The 26950-nt window shown below is 66.4% G+C and carries 27 protein-coding genes; 14 read left to right on the forward strand and 13 right to left on the reverse strand.

The window, feature by feature from the left end; all coding sequences use genetic code 11:
• Positions 1 to 228 precede the first annotated feature (228 nt).
• Positions 229 to 840, reverse strand: a complete 612-nt coding sequence (locus AC1ROK_RS05810) for a MarR family winged helix-turn-helix transcriptional regulator (RefSeq protein ID WP_492844786.1) — start codon at positions 838 to 840, stop codon at positions 229 to 231.
• 161 nt (positions 841 to 1001) lie between these two features.
• Between AC1ROK_RS05810 and AC1ROK_RS05815 the strand changes: the two genes are divergently transcribed.
• Together AC1ROK_RS05815 and AC1ROK_RS05820 are read left to right on the forward strand one after the other, a co-directional pair.
• Entirely contained in the window at positions 1002 to 2057 is a 1056-nt protein-coding gene (locus AC1ROK_RS05815; protein WP_492844788.1) for an ATP-binding cassette domain-containing protein, read from the forward strand.
• A 10-nt stretch (positions 2058 to 2067) separates the two neighbouring features.
• Positions 2068 to 2826 carry an ABC transporter permease gene (locus tag AC1ROK_RS05820; RefSeq protein WP_492844790.1) on the forward strand — a complete coding sequence of 253 codons (759 nt, stop codon included), beginning with the start codon at positions 2068 to 2070 and terminating at the stop codon, positions 2824 to 2826.
• Here the strand turns inward: AC1ROK_RS05820 and AC1ROK_RS05825 are convergent, their stop codons facing one another.
• The 4 genes from AC1ROK_RS05825 to AC1ROK_RS05840 all read right to left on the reverse strand — a co-directional run bounded on the left by AC1ROK_RS05825 (position 2827) and on the right by AC1ROK_RS05840 (position 7216).
• On the reverse strand, positions 2827 to 4047 hold the full coding sequence (locus AC1ROK_RS05825) for an MFS transporter (RefSeq protein ID WP_492844793.1): 1221 nt from the start codon (positions 4045 to 4047) through the stop codon (positions 2827 to 2829). It abuts the gene before it with no gap.
• Complete coding sequence (locus tag AC1ROK_RS05830; RefSeq protein WP_492844794.1) at positions 4044 to 4670, reverse strand: winged helix-turn-helix domain-containing protein; 627 nt, start codon at positions 4668 to 4670, stop codon at positions 4044 to 4046. The genes AC1ROK_RS05825 and AC1ROK_RS05830 overlap by 4 nt, the downstream gene beginning before the upstream one ends.
• 349 nt (positions 4671 to 5019) lie before the next feature.
• Positions 5020 to 6384, reverse strand: coding sequence for a glutamate--cysteine ligase (locus tag AC1ROK_RS05835; protein WP_492844797.1), 1365 nt, complete (start codon positions 6382 to 6384; stop codon positions 5020 to 5022).
• An 82-nt stretch (positions 6385 to 6466) separates the two neighbouring features.
• On the reverse strand, positions 6467 to 7216 hold the full coding sequence (locus tag AC1ROK_RS05840; protein WP_492844799.1) for a 16S rRNA (uracil(1498)-N(3))-methyltransferase: 750 nt from the start codon (positions 7214 to 7216) through the stop codon (positions 6467 to 6469).
• A 57-nt stretch (positions 7217 to 7273) separates the two neighbouring features.
• On the opposite strand from AC1ROK_RS05840, the gene ubiA reads away from it, so the two are divergent.
• Positions 7274 to 8209, forward strand: a complete 936-nt coding sequence (gene ubiA / locus AC1ROK_RS05845) for a 4-hydroxybenzoate octaprenyltransferase (RefSeq protein WP_492844801.1) — start codon at positions 7274 to 7276, stop codon at positions 8207 to 8209.
• A 319-nt stretch (positions 8210 to 8528) separates the two neighbouring features.
• Here ubiA and AC1ROK_RS05850 read toward each other — a convergent pair whose 3' ends face one another.
• The gene (locus AC1ROK_RS05850; RefSeq protein ID WP_492844803.1) at positions 8529 to 9056 is read right to left on the reverse strand and encodes a DUF6101 family protein; all 528 of its coding nucleotides are present in this window, start codon (positions 9054 to 9056) and stop codon (positions 8529 to 8531) included.
• Between the two features lie 291 nt (positions 9057 to 9347).
• Between AC1ROK_RS05850 and AC1ROK_RS05855 the strand changes: the two genes are divergently transcribed.
• Together AC1ROK_RS05855 and AC1ROK_RS05860 are read left to right on the forward strand one after the other, a co-directional pair.
• Entirely contained in the window at positions 9348 to 10193 is an 846-nt protein-coding gene (locus tag AC1ROK_RS05855; RefSeq protein WP_492844805.1) for a 3'(2'),5'-bisphosphate nucleotidase CysQ, read from the forward strand.
• Entirely contained in the window at positions 10190 to 10438 is a 249-nt protein-coding gene (locus AC1ROK_RS05860) for a DUF4170 domain-containing protein (protein ID WP_492844807.1), read from the forward strand. Before AC1ROK_RS05855 ends, AC1ROK_RS05860 begins: the two co-directional genes overlap by 4 nt.
• Positions 10439 to 10444: 6 nt before the next feature.
• On the opposite strand, the gene AC1ROK_RS05865 is transcribed toward AC1ROK_RS05860, so the two are convergent.
• Positions 10445 to 11698 carry a 3-deoxy-D-manno-octulosonic acid transferase gene (locus tag AC1ROK_RS05865; protein WP_492844809.1) on the reverse strand — a complete coding sequence of 418 codons (1254 nt, stop codon included), beginning with the start codon at positions 11696 to 11698 and terminating at the stop codon, positions 10445 to 10447.
• A 241-nt stretch (positions 11699 to 11939) separates the two neighbouring features.
• Here AC1ROK_RS05865 and AC1ROK_RS05870 point away from each other — a divergent pair, with 241 nt between their 5' ends.
• Genes AC1ROK_RS05870 through AC1ROK_RS05890 form a run of 5 tightly spaced genes read left to right on the forward strand, consistent with a single transcriptional unit; the run spans position 11940 to position 16533 of the window.
• Positions 11940 to 12932, forward strand: coding sequence for a KpsF/GutQ family sugar-phosphate isomerase (locus AC1ROK_RS05870; protein ID WP_492844811.1), 993 nt, complete (start codon positions 11940 to 11942; stop codon positions 12930 to 12932).
• A 1-nt stretch (position 12933) separates the two neighbouring features.
• Positions 12934 to 13752: a 3-deoxy-manno-octulosonate cytidylyltransferase gene (locus tag AC1ROK_RS05875; RefSeq protein ID WP_492844813.1), complete on the forward strand. Its 819-nt coding sequence runs from the start codon at positions 12934 to 12936 to the stop codon at positions 13750 to 13752.
• Positions 13749 to 14384, forward strand: coding sequence for a histidine phosphatase family protein (locus AC1ROK_RS05880; RefSeq protein WP_492844815.1), 636 nt, complete (start codon positions 13749 to 13751; stop codon positions 14382 to 14384). Before AC1ROK_RS05875 ends, AC1ROK_RS05880 begins: the two co-directional genes overlap by 4 nt.
• A complete protein-coding gene (gene kdsA, locus AC1ROK_RS05885) occupies positions 14384 to 15232 on the forward strand; it encodes a 3-deoxy-8-phosphooctulonate synthase (protein WP_492844817.1) in 849 nt (282 codons plus the stop codon). The genes AC1ROK_RS05880 and kdsA overlap by 1 nt, the downstream gene beginning before the upstream one ends.
• Positions 15229 to 16533: an O-antigen ligase family protein gene (locus AC1ROK_RS05890; RefSeq protein ID WP_492844819.1), complete on the forward strand. Its 1305-nt coding sequence runs from the start codon at positions 15229 to 15231 to the stop codon at positions 16531 to 16533. The genes kdsA and AC1ROK_RS05890 overlap by 4 nt, the downstream gene beginning before the upstream one ends.
• Here the strand turns inward: AC1ROK_RS05890 and AC1ROK_RS05895 are convergent.
• Entirely contained in the window at positions 16479 to 18020 is a 1542-nt protein-coding gene (locus AC1ROK_RS05895; RefSeq protein WP_492844821.1) for a glycosyltransferase family 39 protein, read from the reverse strand. The two genes, AC1ROK_RS05890 and AC1ROK_RS05895, sit on opposite strands and share 55 nt — an antisense overlap.
• A gap of 102 nt (positions 18021 to 18122) precedes the next feature.
• The gene (locus tag AC1ROK_RS05900) at positions 18123 to 19094 is read right to left on the reverse strand and encodes a hypothetical protein (protein ID WP_492844823.1); all 972 of its coding nucleotides are present in this window, start codon (positions 19092 to 19094) and stop codon (positions 18123 to 18125) included.
• A gap of 110 nt (positions 19095 to 19204) precedes the next feature.
• Between AC1ROK_RS05900 and AC1ROK_RS05905 the strand changes: the two genes are divergently transcribed.
• Positions 19205 to 20740 carry a glycosyltransferase family 39 protein gene (locus tag AC1ROK_RS05905; protein ID WP_492844825.1) on the forward strand — a complete coding sequence of 512 codons (1536 nt, stop codon included), beginning with the start codon at positions 19205 to 19207 and terminating at the stop codon, positions 20738 to 20740.
• Between the two features lie 97 nt (positions 20741 to 20837).
• Here AC1ROK_RS05905 and AC1ROK_RS05910 read toward each other — a convergent pair whose 3' ends face one another.
• Positions 20838 to 21062: a DUF2093 domain-containing protein gene (locus AC1ROK_RS05910; protein WP_492844827.1), complete on the reverse strand. Its 225-nt coding sequence runs from the start codon at positions 21060 to 21062 to the stop codon at positions 20838 to 20840.
• A gap of 123 nt (positions 21063 to 21185) precedes the next feature.
• On the reverse strand, positions 21186 to 22733 hold the full coding sequence (gene xseA / locus AC1ROK_RS05915; protein ID WP_492844829.1) for an exodeoxyribonuclease VII large subunit: 1548 nt from the start codon (positions 22731 to 22733) through the stop codon (positions 21186 to 21188).
• 204 nt (positions 22734 to 22937) lie between these two features.
• Between xseA and purD the strand changes: the two genes are divergently transcribed.
• The 3 genes from purD (at position 22938) to AC1ROK_RS05930 (ending at position 25720) form a co-directional block, all read left to right on the forward strand.
• Entirely contained in the window at positions 22938 to 24218 is a 1281-nt protein-coding gene (gene purD, locus AC1ROK_RS05920; protein WP_492844831.1) for a phosphoribosylamine--glycine ligase, read from the forward strand.
• Positions 24219 to 24258: 40 nt separating this feature from the next.
• The gene (locus AC1ROK_RS05925; RefSeq protein WP_492844833.1) at positions 24259 to 25242 is read left to right on the forward strand and encodes a patatin-like phospholipase family protein; all 984 of its coding nucleotides are present in this window, start codon (positions 24259 to 24261) and stop codon (positions 25240 to 25242) included.
• Positions 25243 to 25327: 85 nt separating this feature from the next.
• Positions 25328 to 25720: an SH3 domain-containing protein gene (locus AC1ROK_RS05930; RefSeq protein ID WP_492844835.1), complete on the forward strand. Its 393-nt coding sequence runs from the start codon at positions 25328 to 25330 to the stop codon at positions 25718 to 25720.
• Positions 25721 to 25741: 21 nt separating this feature from the next.
• Here the strand turns inward: AC1ROK_RS05930 and AC1ROK_RS05935 are convergent, their stop codons facing one another.
• Positions 25742 to 26182, reverse strand: coding sequence for a nucleoside deaminase (locus tag AC1ROK_RS05935; protein ID WP_492844837.1), 441 nt, complete (start codon positions 26180 to 26182; stop codon positions 25742 to 25744).
• Positions 26183 to 26203: 21 nt separating this feature from the next.
• The gene (locus AC1ROK_RS05940) at positions 26204 to 26950 is read right to left on the reverse strand and encodes a DUF1868 domain-containing protein (RefSeq protein WP_492844839.1); all 747 of its coding nucleotides are present in this window, start codon (positions 26948 to 26950) and stop codon (positions 26204 to 26206) included.

Raw genomic sequence — 26950 nt, forward strand, 5'->3', positions numbered from 1 at the left:
CCGCCAGCGCCCCCTCTCTTGCGATTTCTAAGGCTTAGCCAAACGGCTAAACCTAAGAAATCGCTTTCTCCCCCGCCAAGGGGGAGATGCCTGACTGATGATCCGAAGTATGTGGCGGGCACCGATCGGCTCCCCCTTGGCGGGGGAGAAAGCGAAAACTTGGGCTTAGCGCAGCTAAGTCCTCAGTTTTCGCAAGAGAGGGGGTCTTGGGAGCCACCGAGCCCCCCGTCAGCGAACTTTGCGCTCAAGCAACCCATTCAGCTCGGCCTGCAACCTGCCCCGGTTGGCCTCCACGGCGCGCTCGAAGGCGCGCGCCTGGATCAGGCGTGCAGCGGGAGTGGTGGCGCGCGGATCGAGATGCTCGCGCAGCGCTGCCGCCATCTCGGTCTGCAGGAACGTACCGATCTCGAGGAACTGCATGATCGCGGCCAGCTGATCCGGGGTGAAACGCGCCAGCATCATCGGCCCGGTCTTCTCATAATGGCCGAAGATGCGGCGGGTGATGGCCTTCATATCCTCGGTCAACTCGATCCAGATCTTGCGCCGGTCGAGCGTATCGCGGGTGCGCAGCACATAGCCGGCGGCCTCCAGCCGGTCGATCACCGCCGTCACCGCGCCGGTGGTCAGGCCGCTGTCGTTGGCGAGTTGGCCGGCGCTCACCCTGCCCCGCCGATCGATCAGATCGAGGCATCGGCCATCGGTACGGTTGATGCCGAGAAACTGCGTCAGCGTCTCGTCGAACAGGTCGGTCGAGGCCTGGTTGGCGCGGGTCGCCTCCCTGAAATGCAGCCCGAAGCCCCCGGCCTCAGTTTCTCTTGACTCGCTGATATCTTGATCCATAAGATAATTATACGATGAGATACCGGGGAAAGCAAGAATCCCAGATGTCGCATGCGGCCGTCCGGCACCGAGCAACCGAAATCAAGCCGGCCGGCCGTCAAACCAGCATGAAGACCACGCAACCCAAGACTACGCAAAGATGACGGCCGGAGGGCCGGCATATGAAACCGCAATCGCATCCATTCCAGCCGATCCGGCGCGCGCCGGCCGGGCTGATCGCCGTGCCGAACAACGACAACGAGGCGCAAGTGACCAACACCATCATCGAGGCCAGGGGCCTCAAACGAAGCTTCAAGGCGCGGGGGGCCAAGGGCAAGACGATCGACGCGGTGCGCGGCATCGACCTGAGCGTGCGCGAAGGCGAGATCGTCGGCTTCCTGGGGCCCAACGGCGCCGGCAAGACCACGACGCTGAAGATGCTCTGCACCCTCCTGGCGCCGACCGACGGCTCTGCCACTGTGGTGGGCGCCGACCTTCGCCGCGACCCGGTCGAGGTGCGCCGGCGCATCGGCTATGTCAGCCAGGCGGGCTCGACCTCGCCGGAGGCCAAGGTGGGCGAGGAGATCGTCAGCCATGCGCGGCTCTATGGCATCGACAAGCAGGTGGCGATTCAGCGCGGCAAGGAACTGCTCGCGGCGCTCGACCTCGCCGAGATCTGGGACCGCACCTGCGGCTCGCTGTCGGGCGGGCAGCGGCGGCGGCTTGATATCGTGATGGGGCTGATCCACCAGCCGCGGCTGGTGTTCCTCGACGAGCCCTCGACCGGGCTCGACCCGCAGAGCCGGGCGAACCTGTGGAATCACATCAGGAAGCTCCGCGACGAGTTGGGGACCACGGTGTTCCTCACCACGCATTACATGGACGAGGCCGACTCGCTTTCCGACCGCATCCTGATCATCGACCACGGCACGATCGTCGCCGAGGGCACGCCAGCGGAGCTGAAGAAGCGGGTTTCGGGTGACACCATTACCCTGACGCTGAGGACCGAGGCCGATGCCGCGAACTCGGCCGGGATCGCAGCGCGACTCAGCGGGGCAGACACACCGGTGACCGAGGCGAACGTGGTGCGCTTGCACGTGCCGGATGGCGCGACAGCGCTGCCGGTGCTGCTCGGCGACCTCACCAAGGCGGGGATCGATGCCATCGGCGTCGATGTGAACCGCCCTACCCTCGACGACGTTTTCCTGACGCTGACCGGCCGGTCGCTCAGAGACTAAGGAGACGACCATGTCCTTCATTCGCGATACGTGGATTATTTTCAGGCGCTCGATGGTGCTGTCGCTCCGCCAGCCGCTCTGGGTGGTGATCGGGCTGTTGCAGCCCATCCTCTACCTGACGTTGTTCGGGCCGCTGCTGCAGACGATCGCCGCGACCTCCGGCTTCCAGGGTGACGCCTGGCAGGTGTTCGTGCCCGGGCTGCTGGTGCAGCTCGGCATTTTCGGCGGGCTGTTCGTCGGTTTCGGCATCATCGCCGAGTGGCGCTCCGGCGTGATCGACCGGCAACTGGTGTCGCCGGCGGCACGCACCGCGATCATTACCGGGCGGACGCTGCGCGACGTGGTGGTGATCACGGTGCAGGCGATCGTCCTGGTCAGCGCCGCGTTCTTCATGGGGCTGCGCGTGCCGGTCGGGGCGCTGCTGATCGGTCTGGTGCTGGTGGCGCTGCTCGGCGCGGCGTTCTCGTTCATCTCGAACGCCATCGGCATCGCCACCAAGAGCGAGGACGCGCTGGCGCCGATGGTCAACACCCTGGCGCTGCCGATCCTGTTGCTCTCGGGCATCCTGCTGCCGATGACCCTGGCGCCGGCCTGGCTGCAGATGGTCGCCAATTTCAACCCGTTCAAACACATCGTCGAGGCGCTGCGGGCGGTGTTCCTCGGGCAGTTCGGCGAACCGATCGTGTGGATCGGGCTGCTGCTGGCGGTTGTGCTGGTGGTGATCGGCGCCTGGGTCGGCAGCCGGGTGCTGGCGGCGCAGACGAAATAGCTAGACCGACTGCACGCCCGGCCGGCTTCCGAAACTGCGGAAGCTGCGCCGGGCGAGCGGCAACAGCGTTGCCGCGACGTAGGCGATGCCGGTGAGCCACAGCGTCGGGCCGAGCCCGATCAGCGCGATCAAGGCGCCGCCGACCAGGCCGCCAAAGGGGAGCAGCGCCCAGGTGAAGGCGCCGATCAGTGCAGTGGCGCGGCCGATCATCCCCGGTGGAATGCGTTCGATGATCACGGCGCTGAGGATCGGATTGATGAAACCGGCGGCGAAACCAGCGATGGCCAGCGTGGCAAACGCCGCGACCAGCGGCACGTCGATGGCGAATACGGCGAAGCGCGGCAGGCCGGCGATCAGGAATGCCAGGGTATAGACGGTGAGCCGCGGCAGGCGCTCGCCGGTCGCCGTGGCGATAGCGGCGCCGGCGATCGCCGCCGCGGACATCACGGCAAAGAGCAGGCCGAGCAGCGCGGCATCGTAGCCCGCGCTCTGCGTCCAGACCGGCAGCAGCACAGCGGAATAAGCGGCGTCGAGCAGGTTGGTGGTCGAGATCATGATGACGATGCCGACCAGCAGCGCATCGCGGCGGATGAAATCGAATCCCTCGCGCAGCTCACTGAAGTACGAGGCCCGCGATTCCGGCCGTGCGGTGCGAAATGCCGGGAGGCCTGTTGCAACGACCAGTGCGGCCAGCGCGAAGGTTACCGCATTCAGCGCCAGGGCGAGGCCGGGACCGATGAGCGCAATCAGCCCGCCGGCGGCGGCAGCACCGACGGTGGAGGCGAGACGCTCGATGACGCCGGCGACGCCGGTGACGCGCTCGAGCGGGACGACAGCGAGCCTCGCGATATCGGGCACCATAGCGTGCTTGGCCGCATCGGACGGACCGCGCAGCATGCCCATGGCGACGACGATGGGGAGCAGCAGCTCGAAACCGAGCCACCCAGTGAGCGCCAGCAGCGGCACGAGGCCGACCACCAGCACCGAAGCCAGATCGCAGCCGATGGCGAGGCGCTTGGGGCCGATGCGATCGATCAGCGGACCCGACAGCGCCTTGGCAACGACATAGGGCAGCATTTCGGCCATGGCGACGACGCCGGTCAGCACCGGACTGCCGGTAGTGGTGAGCACCAGCCACGGGATGGCGATGGTGGAAAGGCGCGTGCCCGAGATCGACAGGGTCTCGGCGAGGGCGAAAGCAAGGAAGGGGCGGCGGTTCACTTGTCACCCCGCTTGTCGCGCCCCTCGCCCCCGGTGAGCCGCCCGGGATAAGGAAAGGCGTGCAGCATCACGGTGTAGAGTTCCATACCCGGGGGCAACTTGCTTCCGAGACCCGGGCCCTCGCGCATCGCCTGCCACAGCAGTTCGAGCAACTTGCCCTTCAGCGCATTGGCCTGCTCTGGGGTCATGGCGATGGTGAAATCGCTGATCTGGGTGGTGGCCTGCCAGTCGGGCGGCAACTGGACGAACTCGTCCTGCGCGCGCTGCATGAGATTCACCTGCTCGGAGAGCGCGGCCTGGGCGAAGGCAACGCTGGTATCGAATTGCTCCTCAGTGCCGCCTGGCTCGAAGAACGATGTCGACTCATGGCGCGCCTGCCACCAGCGATCGCGGCGCGAGGGCTGGTCGGCGGCTTCCTCGATGAAGCCGTGCTGGGCGAGCTGGCGCAGGTGATAGCTGGTGGCGCCGGAGTTGAGCCCGAGGCGTTCGGCAAGGCCGGTGGCTGTCGCCGGCCCGTCGATGCGCAGCATGCCAAGCATGCGCAGACGCACCGGATGGGTCAGGGCCTTGAGGGCGGTCGCATCGGGGACGATGCGGGTGATCTCGCGGGTCGGGGCTTTCATGCCCGGATGTTATGATCACAAAGGGATGTTTGCAAATGATTCTTTGCGATCAGTTTGCAGGGTTGTGTTCGGGTCTGCCGATGGCAACTCGCGGCATGCCAGGAGGCAGGAATTCATGCCGAAGCTGCCCACCTAGTGCTCGTGGCCCACCCCCCTCCCAACCTCCCCCCAAGGGGGGAGGTGCCGTTCGACGGGTGAGGCAAGATCCAGCCCAATCACCGGCCTGACACCTCCCCCTTGATGGGGGAGGCCGGGAGGGGGTGGGGGCCGCCGCGGGCACCGGACAGTGAGGTGGGGATTTTTCGGACGTGCCAGTCCCTCCCTGCCACGCGGGGAGGGAAAGACGAGATCAGATCTCGGCTTCGTCGAATATCCGGGTCAGGTCGCCGGCCCACTCGCCATTGTACTTGTCGAGCCAGCGTTCGGCCTGGGTCTTGCCGAGGTCGAGGGTCTCGTTGAGCGGGTCGAGGAAGACGGTTTCGTCCTTGCCGCCGGCAAGGTACTTGCGGCGGCGGAGCCCGTCGCCGGCGAGATCGACGACGAGGCGAGCGATATCGGCGACGGTGCCGCCACGGAACGGGGTGTGAATGGCGGTGCGCGGGACCTCGTTGCGGAGCGTCTGGCGCTCGGCTTCGGTCCAGTCGCTGACCAGGTCCCAGGCGGCGTCGAGCGCCTCGCTGTCATAGAGCAGGCCGGTCCAGATGGCAGCGAGCGCCAGGACGTGGTCGCGATCACCCATGTCGGCGCCGCGTTGTTCGAGGAATTGCTTGAGGCGAACCTCGGGGAAAAGGGTCGAGAGGTGGTTCTCCCAATCCTTCACCGTCGGGCGAACGCCCGGCAGTTGCGGCAGCTTACCCTGCATGAAGGCGCGGAAACTCTCGCCGGCGACGTTGATGTACTCGCCCTTCCTGATGACGAAATACATCGGCACGTCGAGCGCGTATTCGGCGTAGCGGTCGAAGCCGAAGCCATCCTCGAAGGCGAAGGGCAGCATGCCGGTACGGGCGCGATCGGTGTTGAGCCAGATGTGCGAGCGGAAGCTCAGATAACCCGACGGCTTGCCGTCGACGAAGGGCGAATTGGCAAACAGCGCGGTAACGATGGGCTGCAGCGCCACCGAGACGCGCAGCTTCTTGATCATGTCGGCTTCGTCGGAGAAATCGAGGTTCGCCTGCACGGTGGCCGAGCGGTACATCATCGATGTGCCGAGGCTGCCCACCTCCTGCATGTACTTGGTCATGATGCCGTAGCGCGACTTCGGCATGGCGGCGATTTCGGCAACCGACCAGAGCGGGGTGACGCCGAGACCGAGGAAATGGATGTTCAGCGGCCCACCGATGACGCGGCAATCCTCGAGATGCGCATCGAGCTCTGCGGCAGCATCGTGGATGGTGAGCTGGGGGGCGCCCGACAGTTCGAACTGACCGCCCGGCTCGAGCGAGATGCCGCCGACGGCACCCAGGTTGCGCAGCCCGATCGGGTTGCCGCGGTCGAAGAACGGGTGCCAGCCGGTGCGCCCCTCGATGCCCTGAAGCAGAGCGCGGACGCCATCATCGCCGGCGTAGGGGACGGGAGCGATCGGAGCTTTGCGGTAGACGTGCTTTTCGTGCTCGGTGCCGACGCGCCACTCGGATTTCGGCTTGCCGCCGACGGCCATGACCTCAAGCAGGTCAGCCCGCGATTCAATCAGCGGTGCGTTTTCTTCGCCGGACATAGGCACTCCAGTGAGGCAGAACTGCCGGCTCCTGGCCGGGCGCGGCGGACAATACTGAGCCGCGCTCCGAATGCAATGGGCTTTATCGCCAATCGCCGATGGTTGACTGAACCACCGCCAGGGCGGCCACGGCCGCAGTATCGGCGCGCAGGATGCGGGGGCCGAGGCTGATCGGAATGACGAAGGATTGCGCGAGGAGCAGCGCCCGCTCGTCGTCGGAAAAGCCCCCCTCAGGACCGACCAGGATGCCGATGGGGAGGCCGTCGAGGTCCATCAGTTGGGTGTTGGGGGCGTGGCTGGGGGCGCTCTCATCGGCGAAGATCAGACGGCGGAGGCCGTGGTCGTGCTGCCAGTGGGCAATGAGGTCGGCGAGCGCGATTTCTTCGGCCAGCGTCGGGACGCTGAGCACTTCGCACTGCTCGGCAGCCTCGATGATGTTGGCATGCAGCTTGTCGGCCTTGAGACGCGACACCTGGGTATAGCGGGTGATCACCGGCTGGATGGCGCCGGCGCCCATCTCGGTGGCCTTCTGCACCAGGTAATCGAGGCGACCGGTCTTCAGCGGCGCAAAACCGAACCAGAGGTCGGATTTCGGCGTCTGGTGCTGGGTCTGCACGACGAGTTCGAGAGTGGCGCCCTTCCTGTGGTCGTCGGCGATCTTCGCCATCCAGGCGCCGTCCGTGCCATTGAACACCACCAGCGCGTCGGCGGCTTTCATGCGCAGCACGCTCAGCAGGTAGTTGGTGTGATCGCGACCGAGTTCGAGCATCGCGCCAGCGGCGAGCGGCGCCTCGATGTAGAGGCGTGGGAGGGTCTTGTGCGATCTGGGCATCGTGGTACGCGTGACAAAGGAAGTGGCCTGGCGCCATCAAGGCATACAAGACCGACGATGCAAACCCCTGAAAAAGCAACAGGTACCGTAGCGGACGCAAGCCGCGGCAACTGGCTCGACCGTTATGCCCCCGAGTGGTTGAAGCCCTACGGGCGGCTGGCGCGCTGGGACCGGCCGCTGCCGTTGCTGCTGCTGTTCTGGCCGTGCGGCTTCGCGCTGGCGCTGGCAGCGCTGGCTGAGCCGGCGCGCGGCTTCGACTGGTGGGCGCTGGTACTGTTCTACATCGGTTCGGTGGCGATGCGCGGGGCGGGCTGCACGTTCAACGACATCGTCGATACCGATATCGACATGAAGGTGGCTCGCACCCGTTCGCGGCCGATTCCCTCCGGACAGGTGACGAAGCGGCAGGCGGCGCTGTTTCTGGTGCTGCAGTCGCTGGTCGGGCTGGTGGTGCTGCTGCAGTTCAATGCCACCACGGTGCTGCTCGGCGTCGCGTCGCTGGTGCTGGTGGCGATCTACCCGTTCATGAAGCGGGTCACCTGGTGGCCGCAACTGTTCCTCGGGCTGGCGTTCAACTGGGGGGCGCTGGTCGGCTGGAGCTCGCAGACAGGTTCACTCGCCCTGCCCCCGCTGCTGCTCTATGTCGGCGGCATCCTGTGGACCATCGGTTACGACACCATCTACGCGCTGCAGGACATCGAGGACGATGCGCTGGTGGGGGTGAAATCCACTGCCCGGCTGTTCGGGCGGAGGGCGCGCCTGCTGGTGGCGCTGTTCTACGCAGCAACTGTGGTACTGTGGGTTGCTGCGGGCCTGATGGTTGGAGCGGGCTGGCCGTTCCTCGTAGGCATGCTCTCGGTGATCGGCATCCTCGGCTGGCAGGTCCGCACGCTCGAACCGCATGATCCCGCCAATGCGCTGGTGCGGTTCCGTGCCAATCACTGGGTCGGGCTGGCGTTCACCGCGGCACTGCTGCTCGATCTGGTGGTTTAGCGGAAAACTTCGCTCGCCCACCGACTGTCATCCCTGCAAAAGCAGGGACCCATTTCACAGCTCGCGCCAGCTTGGCGGACGAGGGCAAAGCCCTCGCCGCGGAGTTGGGTCCCTGCCTTCGCAGCAATGACATCGAGTATCGGGCGAGACCATGCGGTGGCCGTGCCTCAAAGGAAGCGGGGCCGATCCATTTCTGGATCGACCCCGGCTCGAGCTTAAGTTTTGGAGGTCGCTACGAGTCTTTCCGACAGTTCAAACGTGCATGGGATCGCTGTCGGCTTGTCTTCTCTGGAAACGGCTTAGCGCTGCAAAGGTTGCATCAGGAGGCTTCGCCGGGCTTCCGGCGGTTGAGGAAACGCGGGCGACGCTCGGCGTCGGCGGCGAGGCGGCGGCGATCGTGCTTCAAACCGAGCGCGACGCCATCGACCTGCTGCGAATAGGGGAGGAGGTTACCGTCGCCCGCCTTGATGAACAGCGGCAGGCGGAGCTTCTTGCCCCAGTTCTGCCACTCGGCGACGACGTTGGAATTGCCGATCTCTTCGAACACCCGGTAGTTGAGGTCGGGATCGCCGTGCACCAGCTCGATGGCGCTCGACAGCACACCTTCCTCGGTGATCGAGGTCGACACGGCAACGCCGATGAATTCGTCGACCGGCACCTTGATCTTGATGGCGACGCCGCTCTTTTCGAGCGTCTTGCGCACCGTCACGGTCTTCACCGGGTCCTTGGGGCCGTTGTCGTTGGCCGGACCGAAATACCTGGCAGTCAGCGGACGTGTCCGCGGGGCACGCCCCTCACCGAACAACATGACAACCGACGACCCGTCGATCCCAACACGACCCTGCATGATAAGCCTTCCTGTCAACTCTCGAGAGCTTGTTTTTGCCGCCCTCTTTGATGCCCCCAATCTACCCGCCCGCCTTGCCACCCCACTTAAGAAACTGGGTTAAGTTTAGGTTGTTTTGCGAAGGGTTAGCGGGTCGTCACCGGGTGTAACGCAGTCTTAAGTGCGTATGCTTGCTTGGCTTTAACCAATTGGCCGCGGGCCGTTCCCGACCGGTGCTCGCCGCATCTGCGGTCTTGTTCCAGCCGGGGGATGCGCCTAGAAGCACGGCCAGCCAAATATCCCGGAAACCTGATGCCCGATGCCGCCCCGACTACTGCCGCCGACGACCGCGAATTGCTGCGCTCGGCCGCCGTCACCGCGGGCATCATCGCTGCCGGCTATTTCCGCAAGGATCTGAAGACCTGGACCAAGGAGAACGCCTCGCCGGTGAGCGAGGCGGACATCGTCCTCGACAAGTTCCTCAACTCGGCGCTGCTCACCGCGCGCCCCGACTATGGCTGGCTGAGCGAAGAGAGTGTCGACAACCCCGAGCGGTTGAGCCATCGCCGGGTGTTCGTAGTCGACCCGATCGACGGCACGCGCGGCTTCATCCGCGGCGAGGACAGCTGGACGGTATCACTGGCGGTGGTCGAGGACGGTGTAGCGATCGCCGGCGTGGTCTACGCACCGGTGCGCGACGAGATGTATGACGCGGCAATCGGCGATGGCGCGCGGCTCAACGGCAGGCCGCTGGTGCGGCAGCGCCACCCGGGCCAGACCGCGCCGCTGATCCCGGCGCCGGGTGCGGTGCACCAGGAGCTGCAGGCAGCGGGCCTCGATTACACCCGCGGGCCATTCTACCCCTCCCTGGCCTATCGGCTGGCGCTGGTGGCTTCGGGCAAGCTCGACGCTGTAGTGGTGCGGCGTGGGGCGCAGGATTGGGATGTAGCGGGCGCCGCGTGCATCCTCAGCGAGGCGGGGATCGGTTTCGAGGATGTGTGCATAGGTGCCTTGCGCTTCAATCGCCCGGAAACCCGGCATGGGGCGCTTGCGGCGTTGGCCGAGCCTTCGCTAAAAGCGCCGCTACATGCGGCGCTGGTCAAGGTCTACGGCTGCCCGCAGCCACAGGAAGTCGATCTGGAGCGTCTGAAGCCGTGAGCAAGACCAAGAAACCCGAGCCCAAGCAGCAACTCTTGCACCTCGTCATCGGCGGCGAAGTGGAAAAGGGCGAAGACATCACCTTCAAGGATCTCGATGCGGTCGACCTGGTCGGGGTCTACCCGAACTACGCCGCGGCGCACGCGGTGTGGAAGCAGAAGGCGCAGCTGACGGTGGACAATGCCGAGATGCGCTATTTCGTGGTGCACCTGCACCGGCTGCTGAACCCGGAAGACGACGAGTAAGCGGCCTCAGCCGTTCACCTCAGCGACAAGGCTCGCCGCCAGGGCGTCAAGCCGTCCGACTGCCTGCTCCGCCACGCTGCGGAAGGCGTCGATCATCTGGCGGCGGCGCGCCTCGTCGTCGAGCAGATCCAGCACCGCCCGCGGGAGCCCCGCCGCACTGACCTGCATCGCACCGCCGAGGGCCGACAACGCTTCGTGCAACGGCTTCTGGCGTTCGATATGCGGACCATAGACGCTGGCGGCACCCAGATGCAGCGGCTCGCCGAGGTCGTGACCGCCGATCGGCGAGAAGGTACCGCAAACGACCCCGATGGTGGCGCGGGCGTAAACCTTCGAGAGCGTGCCCATTTCATCGAGCCAGACGAGGCCGCCGGCACCGGCGATGGCGGCCTCGTTGTCGACGATGGCCAGTTCGGCGCCGAAGCTGGCGCTCAGCACCTCGCCGGGGACCTTGCCGGGATAACGCGGCACCAGCACCAGCCTTGCCTCGGGACGTTTGATGCGCAGCTCGGCGATGGCCGGGGCGAGCGCTTCGATCTCGTCACGATGGACGTTGCCGAAGACGATCAGCGGCGGCGCGTCCTTGCGCACCGGACCGGCGCTGATGAGCGGCACAAGCTTCAGGTTGCCCAGCACTTCGATGCGCTCACGCGGCACACCGAGCTGGGCGTAGCGGGTGGCAATGGTCTCATCCTGCGCATAGATGCGACGCGCCTTGACGATGGTGCGGTTGGCGACGGCCGGGTTGCGCTGATGGCGCGCGAAGCTGCGGGGCGACATCGTGGCGTTGACCACCACCACAGGCACACGAGCTGCCTGAGCGGCCGCAAACTGGGCGGGCCAGAACTCGGACTCGACCAGCACCAGCAGATCGGGCCGGATGGTCTCGACGACACGCCGCTGCGCTTCGAGCGTATCGAGCGGCATGATGAAGCTCGACGCGTCGCCGGCGATGCCGCGGACGCGGGCGTAACCGGAATAGGTGGTGGCCGAGAGAACCACGGAAAGCGTTGGATCGTGCTCGAGCAGACGCTGGCGAAGCAACTCGGCGACCTTCGATTCACCGGCGGAGACGGCGTGGATCCAGATGCGCCTGCCGGCTGCCGGTTGCGGCAGTGTGGGCTTCACCCGTTTCGCGAACCAGGCGGCGCCGCCCTCGTCGCTCCTGGAGAAGCGCGACAGCACCGCGTAGTGCAGCCAGGATGCCGCCGTGACGAGCCCGCCATAGGCCTTCCAGCGAAACGGCACGGCTTCGGTCACGCGGTTACTCCAACTGGCCTCGCGTGGTGACTAGAGCATTTCACCGTTTCAGGGAAACGCCGAAATGCTCCAGGTCTTTGGCTTGGTCGCGCATTCGAACCGGAAAAGTCTGCAACTTTTCCCGAAAGCGCTCTAGCCGGCCCGACAGCTCCGCACAACCTTGCGGCGCTTGCTTGCGGGTGCTCGCGGATTGCTGCTAAGCCACGGCATGTCTTCAGCAAGGCGCGGGCCGGGTCCTCACGTGCGCTATCCTATTGCCAACGATGCGCGTCTGCAGCAGCTCGCCCTCGACGAGGCGCGCGCCGCGATCAGGCTTGAAACCGAAGGGCTCGAGGCGCTGGCCGCCGGGCTCGACGGCGCGTTCGTGGCGCTGGTCGAGCTGATCCAGCGGGCACCGGGACGGGTCATTCTCTCCGGTGTCGGCAAGAGCGCGCATATCGCGCGCAAGGTCGCGGCGACGCTGGCCTCGACCGGCACGCCGGCGCAGTTCGTGCATGGCGGCGACGCCAGCCACGGCGACCTCGGCATGATCACCACCGCCGATGTGGTGGTGATGTTTTCGAAGTCCGGCGACACGGCGGAGCTGTCCGACCTCGCCAATTATTGCGTGCGCTTCGATATTCCGCTGGCGCTGATCACGGCGCGGCCGGACTCGCGGCTGGGGCGGGCGGCGAACATCGTGGTGACGCTGCCCAACGCGCGCGAGGCCTGCGAGATCACCGCGGCGCCGACGACATCGACGACGATGATGGCGGCGCTGGGCGATGCGCTGGCCGTGGTGCTGCTCAGGCGGCGTGGTTTCCAGGCCTCGGATTTCCATGTGTTCCACCCGGGCGGCACGCTCGGCAGCGCGTTACTGACCGTCGGCGAAGTGATGCACCGGGAGGACAAGCTGCCACTGGTGGGCGCTGAAGCCTCCGTTGCGGCAGCGATCCTCGAGATGACGTCGAAGGGCTTTGGCTGCACCGGGGTGGTGGACGAGGCCGGCGATCTGCTCGGCATCATCACCGATGGCGACCTGCGCCGGCACATGGCGGATGGTCTGCTGCAGCAGACCGCGGCGGCGGTGATGACCGTTGGCCCCCGCACCATCTCGGCGGACGCATTGCTGAGCGAAGCGCTGCGGCAGATGACGGCGCTGACCCCACGGATCACCGCGATCTTTGCCATGGACGGCCTGCGGCCGGTCGGCATCGTGCATGTGCACGACTGCCTGCGCGTCGGCCTCGTCTGAGGTGAGCGACCTCATCGTCATTCCGGCCCGTTATGGTTCGACCCGGCTCCCCGGCAAGCCACTGCACCCGATTGCCGGGCGCATGCTGCTCGAGCGGGTAGCGGCGATCGCCGTCGCCGCGGCGCTGCAGCTCGGCGACGCCGAAGTGCTGGTGGCGACCGATGACGAACGCATCCTCACCGCGGCGCGCCGCCTCGGGCTCGAAGCGGTGATGACGGCGAGCGAGATCAGCTCCGGCTCCGGGCGGGCGCTGGCGGCGCTCAAGGCGACCGGGCGATCGGCGGGGCTGGTCGTGAACCTGCAGGGTGATGCGCCGTTCACCGCGCCCGAGCATATCGTCGAGATCGTCCAGGCGGCGCGCGGTTCTGCCGCCGATGTGACGACACCGGTGGTGCAGCTGGACTGGGCGCGCCTCGATGCACTGATTGCGCACAAGCAGACGACACCGGCGAGCGGCACGACCTGCATCCGCGATAGCGCCGGCCGGGCGGTATGGTTCTCGAAGACGGTGCTGCCGTTCATGCGCAAGCAGGCGGAGCTGCGCGCCGCCGGACCAATGTCGCCGGTGCTGCAGCATATCGGACTCTATTGCTACCGGACGCCGGCGCTCGAGGCGTTCGAGGCGGCGCCGCAGTCTGCGTACGAGCAGCTCGAGGGGCTGGAGCAGTTGCGGCTGATCGAGCTCGGCCTCGATATCCGCGCCGTAATCGTCCGGCCGGCGCCGATCACCATGAGCGGCGTGGATAGCCCCGCCGACGTGGAGCGGGCGGAGCGGCTGATCGGGGAGGTCGGCGATCCATTCGTCGACTGGCGCAGGTGACCCGGCTGGTGATCGTCCGGCATGGCAACACCTTCGAGGCCGGTGAACCGCCGCGCCGAATCGGGGCCCGCACCGACCTGCCGCTGACCGCGACGGGCGTGGCGCAGGCGGAAGCGCTGGCCCGGCACTTCGCGGCGAACGGCATCAGGTTCGACCGGGTACTGAGCGGTGCGCTCAAGCGGACACTGACCACGGCCGAGGCGATCGCTGACGGGCGGCCCATCGAGACTGCGCCATTCCTCACCGAAATCGACCACGGGCCGGACGAGGGGCAGCTCGAATCCGCCGTTATCGACCGGATCGGTAACGAGGCCATCACGCTGTGGGAGAAACAGTGCGTGGCGCCAGAAGGCTGGGAGGTTGGGGCGCAATGGCGCCTTCTGGCCTGGCGGGAGTTCGTGGAGCGGGTGGTGGAGGAGCACCGTCGCGGAACGATCCTGCTGGTGACCAGCAATGGGGCAGCGCGGTTCGCCCTTGCGGCGCTAGGGCTAAAGCCTGGGGAAAACCGAGCTGGCGTCAAATTCCGTACAGGAAGTTATGGTGTGTTGGAGGTCGGCAGCGGGGCCGATTTCCGACTGGTTGGGTGGGACATGCGACCGGGCGAAACGCCCGGCGATATAGGTTTGTTTTGATGCAGCAGGTTTTTGTCGATGCGCCGAACGGGCGGCGTGTCGGGTTCGGTACTGATCTCCCGCTCGCTTTCATTCTCGGTCCTTGCGTGATCGAAAGCCGCGATCACGCATTGAAGACCGCGAGCTTTCTCGCCGAACTCGGCGAGCGTCGCGGCATTCCGTTGATCTACAAGTCGTCGTTCGACAAGGCCAACCGCACCAGCGCCAAGAGCTTCCGCGGTATCGGCATGGACGAGGCGCTGCGCATCTTCGAGGCGGTCAAGGCTGAGACCGGTCTCGCCGTCACCACCGACGTGCATGAGCGCGAACAATGCGCCGCCGTGGCCGAGGTCGTCGACATCCTGCAGATCCCCGCGTTCCTTAGTCGGCAGACCGACCTGCTGGTAGCGGCGGCCGAGACGGGCCGGGTGGTGAACGTCAAGAAGGGGCAGTTCCTCGCACCCTGGGACATGCAGAATGTCGCCAAAAAGCTCGACAGCGCCGGCGCTTCCGGGGTGCTGCTGACCGAGCGCGGCACGAGCTTCGGCTACAATACGCTGGTGGTCGACATGCGCGGCCTGCCGATCATGGCCGAGACCGGCAAGCCGGTGATTTTCGATGCCACCCACTCGGTGCAGCAGCCGGGCGGACGCGGCGAATCATCTGGCGGCGAGCGGCAATACGCGCCGGTGCTGGCGCGGGCAGCCGTGGCCGTTGGCGTCGCCGGCGTGTTCATCGAGACGCACGAAGACCCTGATAACGCGCCGTCCGACGGCGCCAACATGATCCCGTTGACCGAGATCGACGGGCTGGTGGCGGACCTCGTGGCGCTCGACGCCATCACCAAGGGCCGAGGCTCCGGTCGATGATTGCGGCGGTCAAGACCGGCGCGCCGAGCTACATCCGCTGGGCCTGTCTGGCGATGATCGTGTTCCTGTTCGCCCTGCCCTGCATCGTGGGGCGGCTCACCACCTACTTCGTGCTGCTGTTCGCGATCTTCGCGCTGCTTTCGCCATCAGTGATGGCGGCGTTCCAATCGCGCAGCCGCAACCCGATCGACGCGATGTTCGTCATCGCGGCGGCGCTGCCCGCGCTCGCCTTCCTGTTCACATCGGAAGAAGCGAACGACCTGCTGTTCGCGTTCAATTTCTTGCCGCTATTGCTGGCAGTACCGCTGCGCTGGCAACTCGAGAAATACGCGCAGGTCGACAGCGCGCTGCTGATCGGCCGGCTGTCGCTGGCGGGCGCCGGTATCGCGGTGATCGTGGGTGCGGTGCAGGTGGGAATGTTCGGCCTAGAACGTGCGGGGCAGCCGCTGATGAGCACGTTCCATTTTGCCGACACCGCGATGCTGCTCGGCTTTACGGCGCTGGTGGGGCTGTTCGCGCCGGGCAAGCGTCGGCACTGGATATATCTGCTCGGGCCGGTATTCGGCGTCCTGGTGGCGCTGCTGAGCGGCACGCGCGGCGCGCTGATTGCGGCGCCGGTGCTGGGCTTCGTGGCGCTGGCGTTTGCGCTGGCACAGGCTCCGGCACGGCATCGCGGCGTGACGCTGATCGTGGCGGTGGCGGTGGCCGCGCTGTCCGCCATCCTGCTGTTCGTCGCCGCAAAGGCGGGACTGACGCGCGCGCTGGATGGCTTCTCGGTGACCCAGGATGTGATTGCCGGCGGGGCTGTCGATCAATCCACGCAGGAGCGGCTGACCATGCTGTGGGGCGGCTGGCAGGCGTTCCTGCATGCGCCGCTGTTCGGCTATGGCTGGCTCGACATGGTGCCGGCGATCCTGCCCTATATCCCGAGCGACCAGATCGAGCGCATGCTGACGTTCCGGCAACTGCACAATGGCCTGCTGAGCTTTGCCGTCGGGGCCGGCATTCCGGGCATCATCAGCTTCCTGATCCTGTCGGTGGCCCCAGTGATCGCTGTGTTCCGCACCCCGCGCGACGCGTTGTTCGCCTCGCGCCTGTACCTGGCGGTGACGCTGTGCGTCGCCTATGCCGTGTTCCAGTTGACCATCATCATGATCGGCTTCGAGTTCCACACCGTGCAGTACGCGTTCATGACGATGGTGATCCTCGGCTTCGTCCGGGTCCCAGCCGCGGCCGCGGCACCGGTTCAATCGGCCCGGGGCAAGGCAACGGTAGGTCCCGAGACGGCAAGGACCGCGTAATACTCTTCCCCCCGCCCGGCCCCTTCATCACGCTTCAGCACTGTGATCAGCCGGGTGCTTGAAAACTCGGGCCACGGCGACAGCGCTTCGGCCGCCGCCGGAGACTTGACGCTTTCAACCAGCAATGCGGGCGAGGCCGCGGGGTAGCGGATTTCCGGCGGCAGGAAGTCGTAGCGCGGGTGAGGAGCGATGTCGCGGACCGGCACGAGGTCTCCGGCGGCGCGGCCGTAGAAGAACAATTCGCCGGTAAGGCGGTAGTTGCCCTCGGTCCAGATCACCTGGGCGCCGGTCGCGTCGGCCAGTTGGCGAATCTCGGCGGCCAGCTTGTCCCAGCCGCGCAGCATGCGGGTGCGGTCGGCATAGCCCAGATCCAGCGGATGATAGACGGCCTGCACATAGGCGAAGCCGACCAGGGCAAGCCCGAAGCCGAGTTGCATAAGGCTGGCGATAGCCACGACCCAACGCCCGAGTGGACGGGCCGGCAACAGGCAGACGAAGGCAGCACCGAGCAGGGCGAGCACCGGCGCCACCGGCTGCAGCCAGTTGACCTCGACGCGCGCATGCAGCGCGTGAAAGAGGAAGTAGCCGAGGAGCGGGAGCGTGGTCAGCACCGGCAGGGCCAGCCTGCCGTCGGCGCGCTTGCCGTACCCGAGGAAAAAGCCGCCCATCCCAAGCAGCGCGCACAGCAGCAGAACCGGTCCCATCGCCGCGGCCTGACTGACGATGAACTCGCTCACCAGCCGCCCGAACTCCGCCTCGAACGAGACGACGCGCGCACCTTGAAACAGGAAGGATTGCCAGCCGTGCTGATAATTCCACCACAGCACGGGCGCAAAGACGAGGAGTGCAAGAAGGCCGCCGGCCCAGAGCTGCCAGCGGACGAACTGCCGGCGACCGTCGGTCGTGCCGATGAGGAACAGGACCAGCCCGATGCCGAACCAGGCGTTGGTGTATTTGGAGGCGAGCCCGGCTCCGGCAAGCAAGCCGACGGCCAGCCACCAGTTCGGGCGGGAGCGCGTCACGGCTTCGGCCGCAGCCCACAGCGACAAGGTCCAGAACAATGTCGATGGCGCGTCCGGGGTGGCGACGAAATTCACGGCGCCCTGCAGGCTGAGGCAGTACCAGGCAACAGCCAGCGCGGCGGCGTTGCGGCCGGGGACGAGCAGGCGCGCGGTGCGATAAAGGGCCACCAGCACCGCGACACCGGCGAGCAAGGGCAACAGGCGGACGCCGAGCAGGGTGTCACCGCCGACCAGCCGGCCGAGCGCGGTCATCAAGGCAACGGCGGGGGGATGATCCAGATAGCCCGGCGAAAGGTATGCCGACCACAGGGCGTAGTAGGCTTCGTCACCGTCGAGACCGACGCTCAGCGCCACGAATGTCTTGGCGACAAAGGTCGCCAGCACGATGGCCAGTGCGAAGACCTCGGCGCCAACCAATCCTGTCCGGGTGGGCGTCTCGAAGGGAATGTTGGTCTCGGCGGCCATGGATCTCGTGGGAGCAACGCGAAGGGGCGCACCCTAACCACGGATCAGACCGGTTCGGAATGGTTTTCGGCGTGGGCGCGGCAGCTTGCCCCAGAGGGGCGACTACGGCGCGACGACGAACGGGGCCAACTCGGCGTCGGAACGCGCCACATCCAGCAATTGCCGTCGGGCAAAGATCCGAGCGGCCGCGCGACCACGAGCAGCGATGATCCGGTCCCGCTCTGGAACCGGAAAACCTGCATCGGCCAACCGCTCGAGCAGCGTGCGTTCGTGGCCAGCCAGATTGGCCAACTGGTCGAGATCGACGACCGCGCGGTCGGCCTGGTGGGCACGCAACCGTTTGGCGTAGCGGCTGTTCGGGTTCTGAGCGAGATCGTAATTGGCGAAGCCGTGCCCGGGTTTGAGGTATTTCACGTGCCAGTATGCGAACGAATGGAAGCGACGGCGCAGCCCGCCGGTGCGAAGCATCTCGAAACGGCGGTCGTGGACGAAATGGGTCGTCGGCGTCACGGGAAAGATGCCGATATCACCTGAACCGGAAAAGGGCTCGCGGCGGAGGATACCGAGTTCGCCGGCTTCATCGCGGGCCAGATTCAGGCCGGAAAAGCAGGCCACCTGGCCCTGTGCGGCGCGGCCGGCGCGGACATCGGCGATGAGCCTTTCGGTGGCGGTACGCATCGCCACATGATCGTCGTCGAGCTTGGTGACGTGTGTGTAGCGCGTCCGCGTCAGCGCAAAGTTGGAGTAATTGACGAAGCTGAGAAGCGAGTCCCCTGCTTCTCGGGCGTGCCCCTCGCTCCCGGGCGCGAAGGCCGGCGGCACGTAGTGATAGACACGTAGCTTCGGACCAAGCTCGCGGGCGAGCCGCGCCAGGATCTCGGGCGTACCGTCGGTGGAGCGATTGTGGACAGCGACGATCTCGTCAAACAGCGCAATGTGACTACGAATGGCCGCTTCGACCGAGAACGCGCCGTCGCGGACTCGCATGAACGCGCTGACTCCCTGCTGGCGGGCCCCAACCGCGAGATCGGCCGGGGTGAAGCGATAATCAGTAACTTCTCGGGGTTCATCCATGGGCAGTCACGCGTTCAACTTCCTTACCGCACGGTAATTTGACTTGCGGGCAGACAATCGCTAGCCACACCGCAATAGACGCAAGCGGCAGGTCGAGGACCCAACCGTCCATGCAATCGCCTGCCTTTCCCATTAGCGAGTCCGACGCGGACTTCAAAGCGCGGTCCGTAGCGTACTGGGCGCTGGGTGTTATCGCGCTGGCGACGATCGCCCGGATCGGGCTGGCCGCAGTGCTCCCGGTGGGGGTGGACGAGGCCTACAGCATCGGCATCGCGCGGCAGTTCTCACTGAGCTATTTCGACCATCCGCCGCTGCATCTGTGGCTGGTCGGGTTCTGGGCGAAGCTGTGGGGCAGTGAAGATCTGCTGCTGCTGCGCCTGCCGTTCATCGCGCTGGGCGCGCTGTCATCGTGGCTGATCTACGCGCTGGGCGCCCGATTGTTCGGATCGATTGCCGGGCTGTGGTCGACAGTTGTCTTCAACCTCGCACCGGTGTTCGGGCTGGCACATGGAGCGCTGATCTTCCCTGACGGGCCTCTGATCGCCGCGGCGCTGGCAACCGCGCTGGTGGTGGCGAGAATCGTCCTCGTGCCAGGCGAAGGCCAGCGGCTGGGGTTATGGGCCCTGGCCGGGCTGCTGGCGGGGCTGGCGCTGCTGTCGAAGTACCACGGCGCGCTGCTGATGCTGGGCATCCTGCTGTTTCTTGTCTCGACGCGCGAGGGGCGGCGCTGGCTGCTGACGCCGGGGCCGTGGCTGGCAGCAGCGATTGCCGTTGCTTGCTTCGTGCCGGTGCTGCTGTGGAATGCCCAGCACGACTGGGCTTCGTTCGCCTTTCAGGCCGGTCGTGGCCGGGTTGGCGGCGGGGGTGGGCCGCGGCTGTCCGGCCCCATCGAATCGCTGCTGTCACAGGCGGTGTACCTGCTGCCGTGGATTGCCGTGCCCCTGGGAGCGTTCCTGGTCCGTGGCGTGATCAGCGGCCCGGACAATTCGCGCCGCTGGCTGTTGGTCTGCCTCGCGGTGCTGCCGATCCTCATCTTCACCGGGCTGACGCTGACCGGTCGCGGGCTGCCGCACTGGCAAATGCCCGGTTGGCTGTTCGCGATCCCGCTACTGGGCGAGGCGCTTGCCAATGCCGGGCGGATCACGCGGCGGATCGCGGTCGGGGTGGCGGTGATCACGGCTATGGGGCTCGGAGCGCTGGCGACAGTGGTGACCATGCAGGCGCGGTGGGGCAGTTTCGATGCGCAGACGCTGCAGCTGTTCGGCGGGAGCGATCCGACGGACGCGCTGCTCTCCTGGGAGGCGGTGCGGCCGGAACTGGCCAAACGGGGGTTACCGGCGGACGACCGGACCTTCATCGGAACCTTCAACTGGGTCCGAGCCGGTGAGCTGAACGCCTTGTTCGGCAGACAGATTCCAGTGCTCTGCCTGTGCAGCGACGCGCGGCATTTCGGTTATCTCACCCCACCCGAAGCCTATGCCGGGTGGAGCGCCATCCTGATCGGGATGCCGGGGCACATCGACGACGATGCGGCACTAGGCGAGAAATTCGCCGCGCTGGCAGCATCGGAGGATATCAGCCTGAGCAAGGCGGGGCGCGTGGCGGTGCCGCTGCGGATGAGACGCGCTGGCGGCTTCAAGCCCTAGGTACTTTCACCGTTCGAGTGAACGATCAGAGAATCCAAGTCGTTGATTTCGTCGCGCCTTCGAACCGGAAAAGTCTGCAACTTTTCCTGAGAGCGCTCTAGCGAGGGTTCAGGCCGTAGCGCTTGTAGGCTTCGTGGGCGGCGTCAGCGTTGGCGTAGGGCTCCTGCCGGTCGACGTTCCAATAGGTCAACTCGTCGAGCGCGATGGGCACGCCGGTGATGGCGCAGCGGACAAAACTGCCCGGTCGCAGCACGACATAGTCGGCATCGAGGTAGCGGACCTGCGCCTCTGAGGGGCTGAAGCTCTTGTCGAAAATGTTCATGGCGCTACCAGATATAGGTCAGATCGGCTGACTTGGAAACCGGCCGATCCCGAACCGCAGTCAGTAGACCTGAACCGGTTTCGTGGCGATTTTCAGAACGGGCCCTGATACCCGGAACAGACGCTAGAACAGACTGTCCTGGCCCTCTTCGTCGCGCGGCGGGCGGACCTTCTTGCGGGCGACGAGACCGCTGCCGATCGTGGCGCCGATGGCGCCATCGGACACCTGGATATGAACGGCATCGCCGGGCTTCACATCGGTGGTGTGCTTGACGATGTGGCCCTCGGCGTCGGTGACCACCGAGAAGCCACGCTGCAGGATCGAGCGGTAGTCGGCTGCCTCGAGCAGGCGGGCCGCGAGGTCGAGGCTGCGGCGGCGCTGATCGACGAAACGGGCGACCGCCGGATGAAGCGCGGCGGCCAGCGGCTCCAGCCGGCTGCGCAGATGCCTGATCTCGTTGTTGAGCGCCTTGGGCGAGAGGCGGCCGGCCGCGGCGACGAACAGGCCGCGCTTCCGCTCGGCAGTACGCGAGGCGGCGGTATCGGCGCGGCGCCTGAGATTGTCGAGGCGGGTGGCGAGCTCAGCGGCGCGGCGAGACAGCAGGTTCGGCGTCAGCTTGTTGGCGGAGCGACCGAACTCGATGCGCTTCTTCTGCTCGGCGTGGCGCAGCGCCGCGGCAAGGTTGGAGGCCGCGTGGTCGAGCCGCTGGCGAGCGCTGGCGACCAGATCGAGCGGGCGCGGCAGGCCGGCGGAAGCAGCGCGCAGGCGGTCGCGATAGTTCGAGGCGGTACGCCGCATGGCGTGGCGCTGGCGGCCGCCGATCTCGTCGACATAGCCGATAAGGTCGGCGCGCACGGGGACGGCAGCCTCGGCAGCAGCGGTGGGGGTCGGCGCGCGATGATCGGAGGCGTAGTCGACGAGCGTGGTGTCGGTCTCGTGGCCGACGGCGGTGATAACCGGAATGCGGCTTGCGGCGACGGCGCGGACGACGATCTCTTCATTGAAGCCCCAGAGGTCCTCGATGGAACCGCCGCCGCGGGCGACGATCAGCACGTCCGGACGTGGGATCGGGCCGTTCGGGGCGAGTGCGTTGAAGCCGTTGATGGCCGCGGTGACTTCGGGGGCGGCAGTCTCGCCCTGCACGCGGACCGGCCAGACGATGACATGGCTGGGGAAGCGATCGGAGATGCGGTGCAGGATATCGCGGATCACCGCTCCGGTGGGCGAAGTGATGACGCCGATGACGCGCGGCAGGTAGGGCAGCTGGCGCTTGCGCTCGCTGGCGAAGAGCCCCTCGGCGGCAAGCTTCCGGCGCCGATCCTCGAGCAACGCCATCAGCGCGCCGGCGCCGGCCGGCTCGATCTGCTCGATGACGATCTGGTATTTCGACGAGCGCGGGAAGGTGGTGAGCCGCCCGGTGGCGATGATCTCCATGCCCTCCTCGGGCTTGAAGGTCAGGCGCGGCCACGAGCTCTTCCACACCACCGCGTCGATCGAGGCGTTCTCGTCCTTGAGAGTGAAATAGGCGTGGCCGGAGGAATGGACGCCGCGGAAGCCGGAGATCTCGCCGCGCACCCGAACATGGCCGAACTCGTCCTCGACCGTGCGTTTCACCGCCTGGGCGATTTCGGAGACGGTGAACTCGGCGGCGTTGGTCAGCGGTGCAGGCATGGGTGAGAGGTGCGGGAAAGGGACGAGTCCGTCAAGGGTGGCGGCACAATCGAGCAGATGCTAGATGGGCGCCAAATGGCCATGCGCCGCGTGCTTGGCCGCCCTCCCCACCCTTGTGGTGGTCCCCTGTGGGTAAGGCCTCTGGCCTCACCCCCCTCCCCTCAAGGTGGGGAGGGTCAACGGCAACATCGGAGCTGATGGCTGATGCGCATTCTGGTGATCGGGTCGGGTGGACGGGAGCATGCGCTGGCGTGGGCGATTGCCAAATCGCCGCGCTGCGAGAAGCTGTTCGTGATGCCGGGGAATGGCGGCACCGGCGAGATTGCCGAGAACGTGCCGGTCGACATCACCGACCATAAGGCGGTGATCGATTTCGCGCTCGGCAACCAGGTGGACTTCGTGGTGATCGGGCCCGATGCGCCCGCAGTGGCGGGGCTGGGCGACGATGTGCGGGCGGCGGGGTTGTTGTGCTTTGGGCCGAGCAAGGCGGCGGCGCAGCTCGAGGGCTCGAAGGCCTTCACCAAGCAGCTCTGCGACGAGGCCAGGGTGCCGACGGCGGCCTATGGTCGATTCGACAATGAGAGCGACGCCCTCGCCTATGTGCATGATCAGGGCGCGCCGATCGTGATCAAGGCGGACGGGCTTGCCGCCGGCAAGGGGGTGACGGTGGCGATGACCATCCAGGAAGCGGCGGACGCAGTGCGCGACTGCTTCTCGGGCGCCTTTGGCGACTCCGGCTCGACCGTGGTGATCGAGGAATATCTGGAAGGCGAGGAGGCTTCGATCTTCGCGCTCTGCGACGGCGAGAGCGTAGTGATGCTGCCCAGTGCGCAGGACCACAAGCGGGTTTGGGACGGCGACCGTGGCCCCAACACCGGCGGCATGGGCGCCTACTCCCCTGCCCCGGTGATGACGCCGGAGGTGACGGCGCAGGTCGAGAACGAGATCATCCTGCCCTCGATCCGCCGCATGGCGGAACGCGGCACGCCGTTCACCGGCGTGCTGTTCGCCGGGATCATGGTGACACCGAAGGGACCCAAGCTGATCGAATACAACGTGCGGTTCGGCGATCCGGAGTGCCAGGTGCTGATGCTGCGGCTGAAATCGGACGCACTGGACCTGCTCGAGGCGACGGCGCGCGGCACGCTCAAGACGGCGCAGCCGGAGTTCAGCGACGAGGTGGCGCTGACCGTGGTGCTGGCGGCGAAGGGCTATCCCGTCAATCCCGAAAAGGGCAGCGAGATCCGTGGGATCAACGGCCAGGACGACGACAGGTTGATGGTGTTCCACGCCGGCACGGTGCGCCGCGACGGCAAGCTGATCGCCAATGGCGGGCGGGTGCTGAACGTCACGGCACTGGGCCGCACGGTGGGCGAAGCGCGCGACCGGGCCTATGCGGAGGTGGACCGGATCGACTGGCGCGAGGGCTTCTGCCGCCGCGATATCGGCTGGCGTGCGGTGGCGAGGGAACTCAAACCGGCCTGAACGTCTTATAAACGAGCAGAGCGTACCCTACGTCCTTATCGTGACCCATGAGATAACAGCGCCGGTCGAGCCGACGCCGCTGCAGCGGCGGGGGCAGCAGATTGTCGATCGCCTGCGCGGCGAGTTTCGCGAGCAAACCCGTGGTCATGCTCCTCCCCCCGAACCACGCATCGGCGTGGCGCTCGGCGGCGGCTCAGCCCGCGGGCTGACGCATATTCCCTATATCGAGGCCATGGACGAGATGGGGCTGAGGCCCCACGTGATCTCGGGCACCTCGATCGGCGCGCTGATCGGCGCCGGCTGGGCCAGCGGCATGACCGGGGCCGAGCTGCGCGAGCACTCGTTCTCGGTGCTGGGCACCATGCGGATCATCGCCGGGCGGCTATGGGGAGCGCAGGTGCGCAACCTCGGCAACTTCTTCCAATCCGGCTTCAACGTGCAGCTTGACGCCTGCCAGGTGGTCAATGCGTTCCTGCCCGATCCATTCCCGTTCGAGTTCAAGGACCTGAAGACCAAGTTCTACGTGGTGGCGACGGACTTCCAGTCGTGGCATCAGGCAGTGTTCTCGGAAGGGCCGCTGCGGCAGGCGATTGCCGGCTCGATCGCCATCCCCAGTCTGTTCAAGCCGGTGCCGTTCGCCAATCATCTCCTGGTCGATGGCGGTGTGGTGAACCCGCTGCCGCTCGACCAGGCGGCTGCCGACACCGATATTCTCGTCGGCGTCGACGTGAACGGCGACCCGTCCGAGCAGCTCAACAAGACCAACCACAAGGCGCTCGATGTGTGGTTCGGCTCGGCACAGATCATGATGCACTCACTAACGGCGCATATGATGGCCGCCTATCCGCCCGACGTATATGTGCGGCCGCATCTCAGCGCCTTCGGGGCGCTGGAGTTCTGGCGAGTGCGCGAGCTGGTGGCGCATGTCGAGAAGGACAAGGACAATTTCAAGCGCGCGCTGGATGGGCGGATCGAGTCGTTCTACCAGCACGAAGGACCGTCCAGGCGGGCGGAGGACCGGTAGCGCCCGCTACAATTTGTTACTTGCGTGCAATACTGGCGCATCGCTCATGCTGGATACGCGACTTTCCCATGCAAGGAGAGTCATCATGAAGCGCACATTCCTGCTCGCCACCGTTGTTGCGGCCCTTTCCCTGTCCACTGCTTCGGCCAATGCCGCAGCAGTGGGAGTGACAGCCAACGCCGTCAATCTCAGGGCCGGTCCTGGCACCCAGCATGTGGTTGTCGCCGTGGTTCCGCCAGGCCAGAGCATACTGGTCGCAGGTTGCCTCTCCAATTCGGCCTGGTGCGACGTGTCATGGGCCAGTTATCGGGGCTGGATGAACGCCAACTACATCTATGCTCAGGCCGGCGGACAAACCGTCGTTTTCACGGATGTCTATCGCCGGGTGCCCGTCGCTGCTCCGTGGGTCGACGCGCGCCGGGACGCCCGCGTGCAGTATCGCGTCAACCGACGCTGGGACCGGTGGCTTGGCCAATAGGCTCGGACCCAAACCCGATCGTCAACGCAGCCTGGCAAAGAACTCCCGCAGCAGCTCACCCGATCGCTTGGCCCCTAGCCCGCCGATCACCTCGGGGCGATGGTGGCAACTGGGACTTTCAAACAGCCGGACGCCGTTGTCGACGGCGCCGGCCTTCAGGTCTTCGGCGCCGTAATAGACACGGCGCAGACGCGTGTGGGCGATGGCGCCGGCGCACATGGCACAGGGTTCGAGCGTCACATAGAGATCGCAGCCGTCGAGCCGGCCGGTGCCGCGTGTCGCCAGCGCTGTGCGGATGGCGAGGAACTCGGCATGCGCGGTGGGATCGTTCAGCTCACGCATGCGGTTGCGCTCGGCGGCGAGAACGCGGTCGCCTTCGACGATGACGGCGCCGACGGGCGCCTCGCCGGCCTGGGCGGCGGCTTCAGCGAGGGCGAGGGCCTGGTCCATGGGGGTGGGCATGGCGCTTCCATACCCTCGATGTCATCCCTGCGGCAATGGCGGCTGCCGCGGGAAAGCCCGTTCGAACACCCATAACTCCTCGAAGTGGTTCATGTCCTCGAAGGCGCAGAAGGCCGGGGGCCGCAGGTCGAGGACCGGAGCGCGGGCAGCGATGTCGCGGACCACTTCATCGAGCATCTGCTGCCAGGCTGGCAGAGCGGCGTCGTCGAAGCGGGCAATGACATAGCTGAAGGTGATGTGGAAGACGTAGTCGTCGTGATCGGGGTGGCGGTAGCCGAGGATCTCGGCGAAGGCGTCGCGCCAATCGCGCAGGGCCTGCCGATCGGCTGCGGTGGCACCCTCGAGCTTCAGCCCGGTCGGCAGCGCGTCGGTAACCTGCACCTTGAACGGCGGGCCGCCGGCGTAGGGCTTGAGCCGTTCCAGCATGAGCGCCGTCATCTCGGCGATCGGCGTATCGAGGGGCAGGTCGGACGGCCAGAAGGGAGCGGCGCGGCGACCTTCGATGATACCCTGGAACAGTGTCATGTGGAGGCTGGACACCGGAGTGAACGCCAGGCTGCGGGCCTCGGGCATGCCGAGGAAACGGGCGCGGGCATCGATCAAAGCCGCCTCGGTCGGGGAGCCTGCCTCGAGGTGGCAGACTACGGTATTGCCCGGCTCGGGCAGGAAGGTGCCGGCGGTGTCGTAGCGGGTGCCGAGGTGAGTGGGCGGATTGGGGTTCTCGGTGCGCGAGTATTGGCGCAGCAGGGGCGAGACGGCGGTCAGCAT

The organism is Devosia sp. GW821-FHT12F11 (assembly GCF_058806655.1).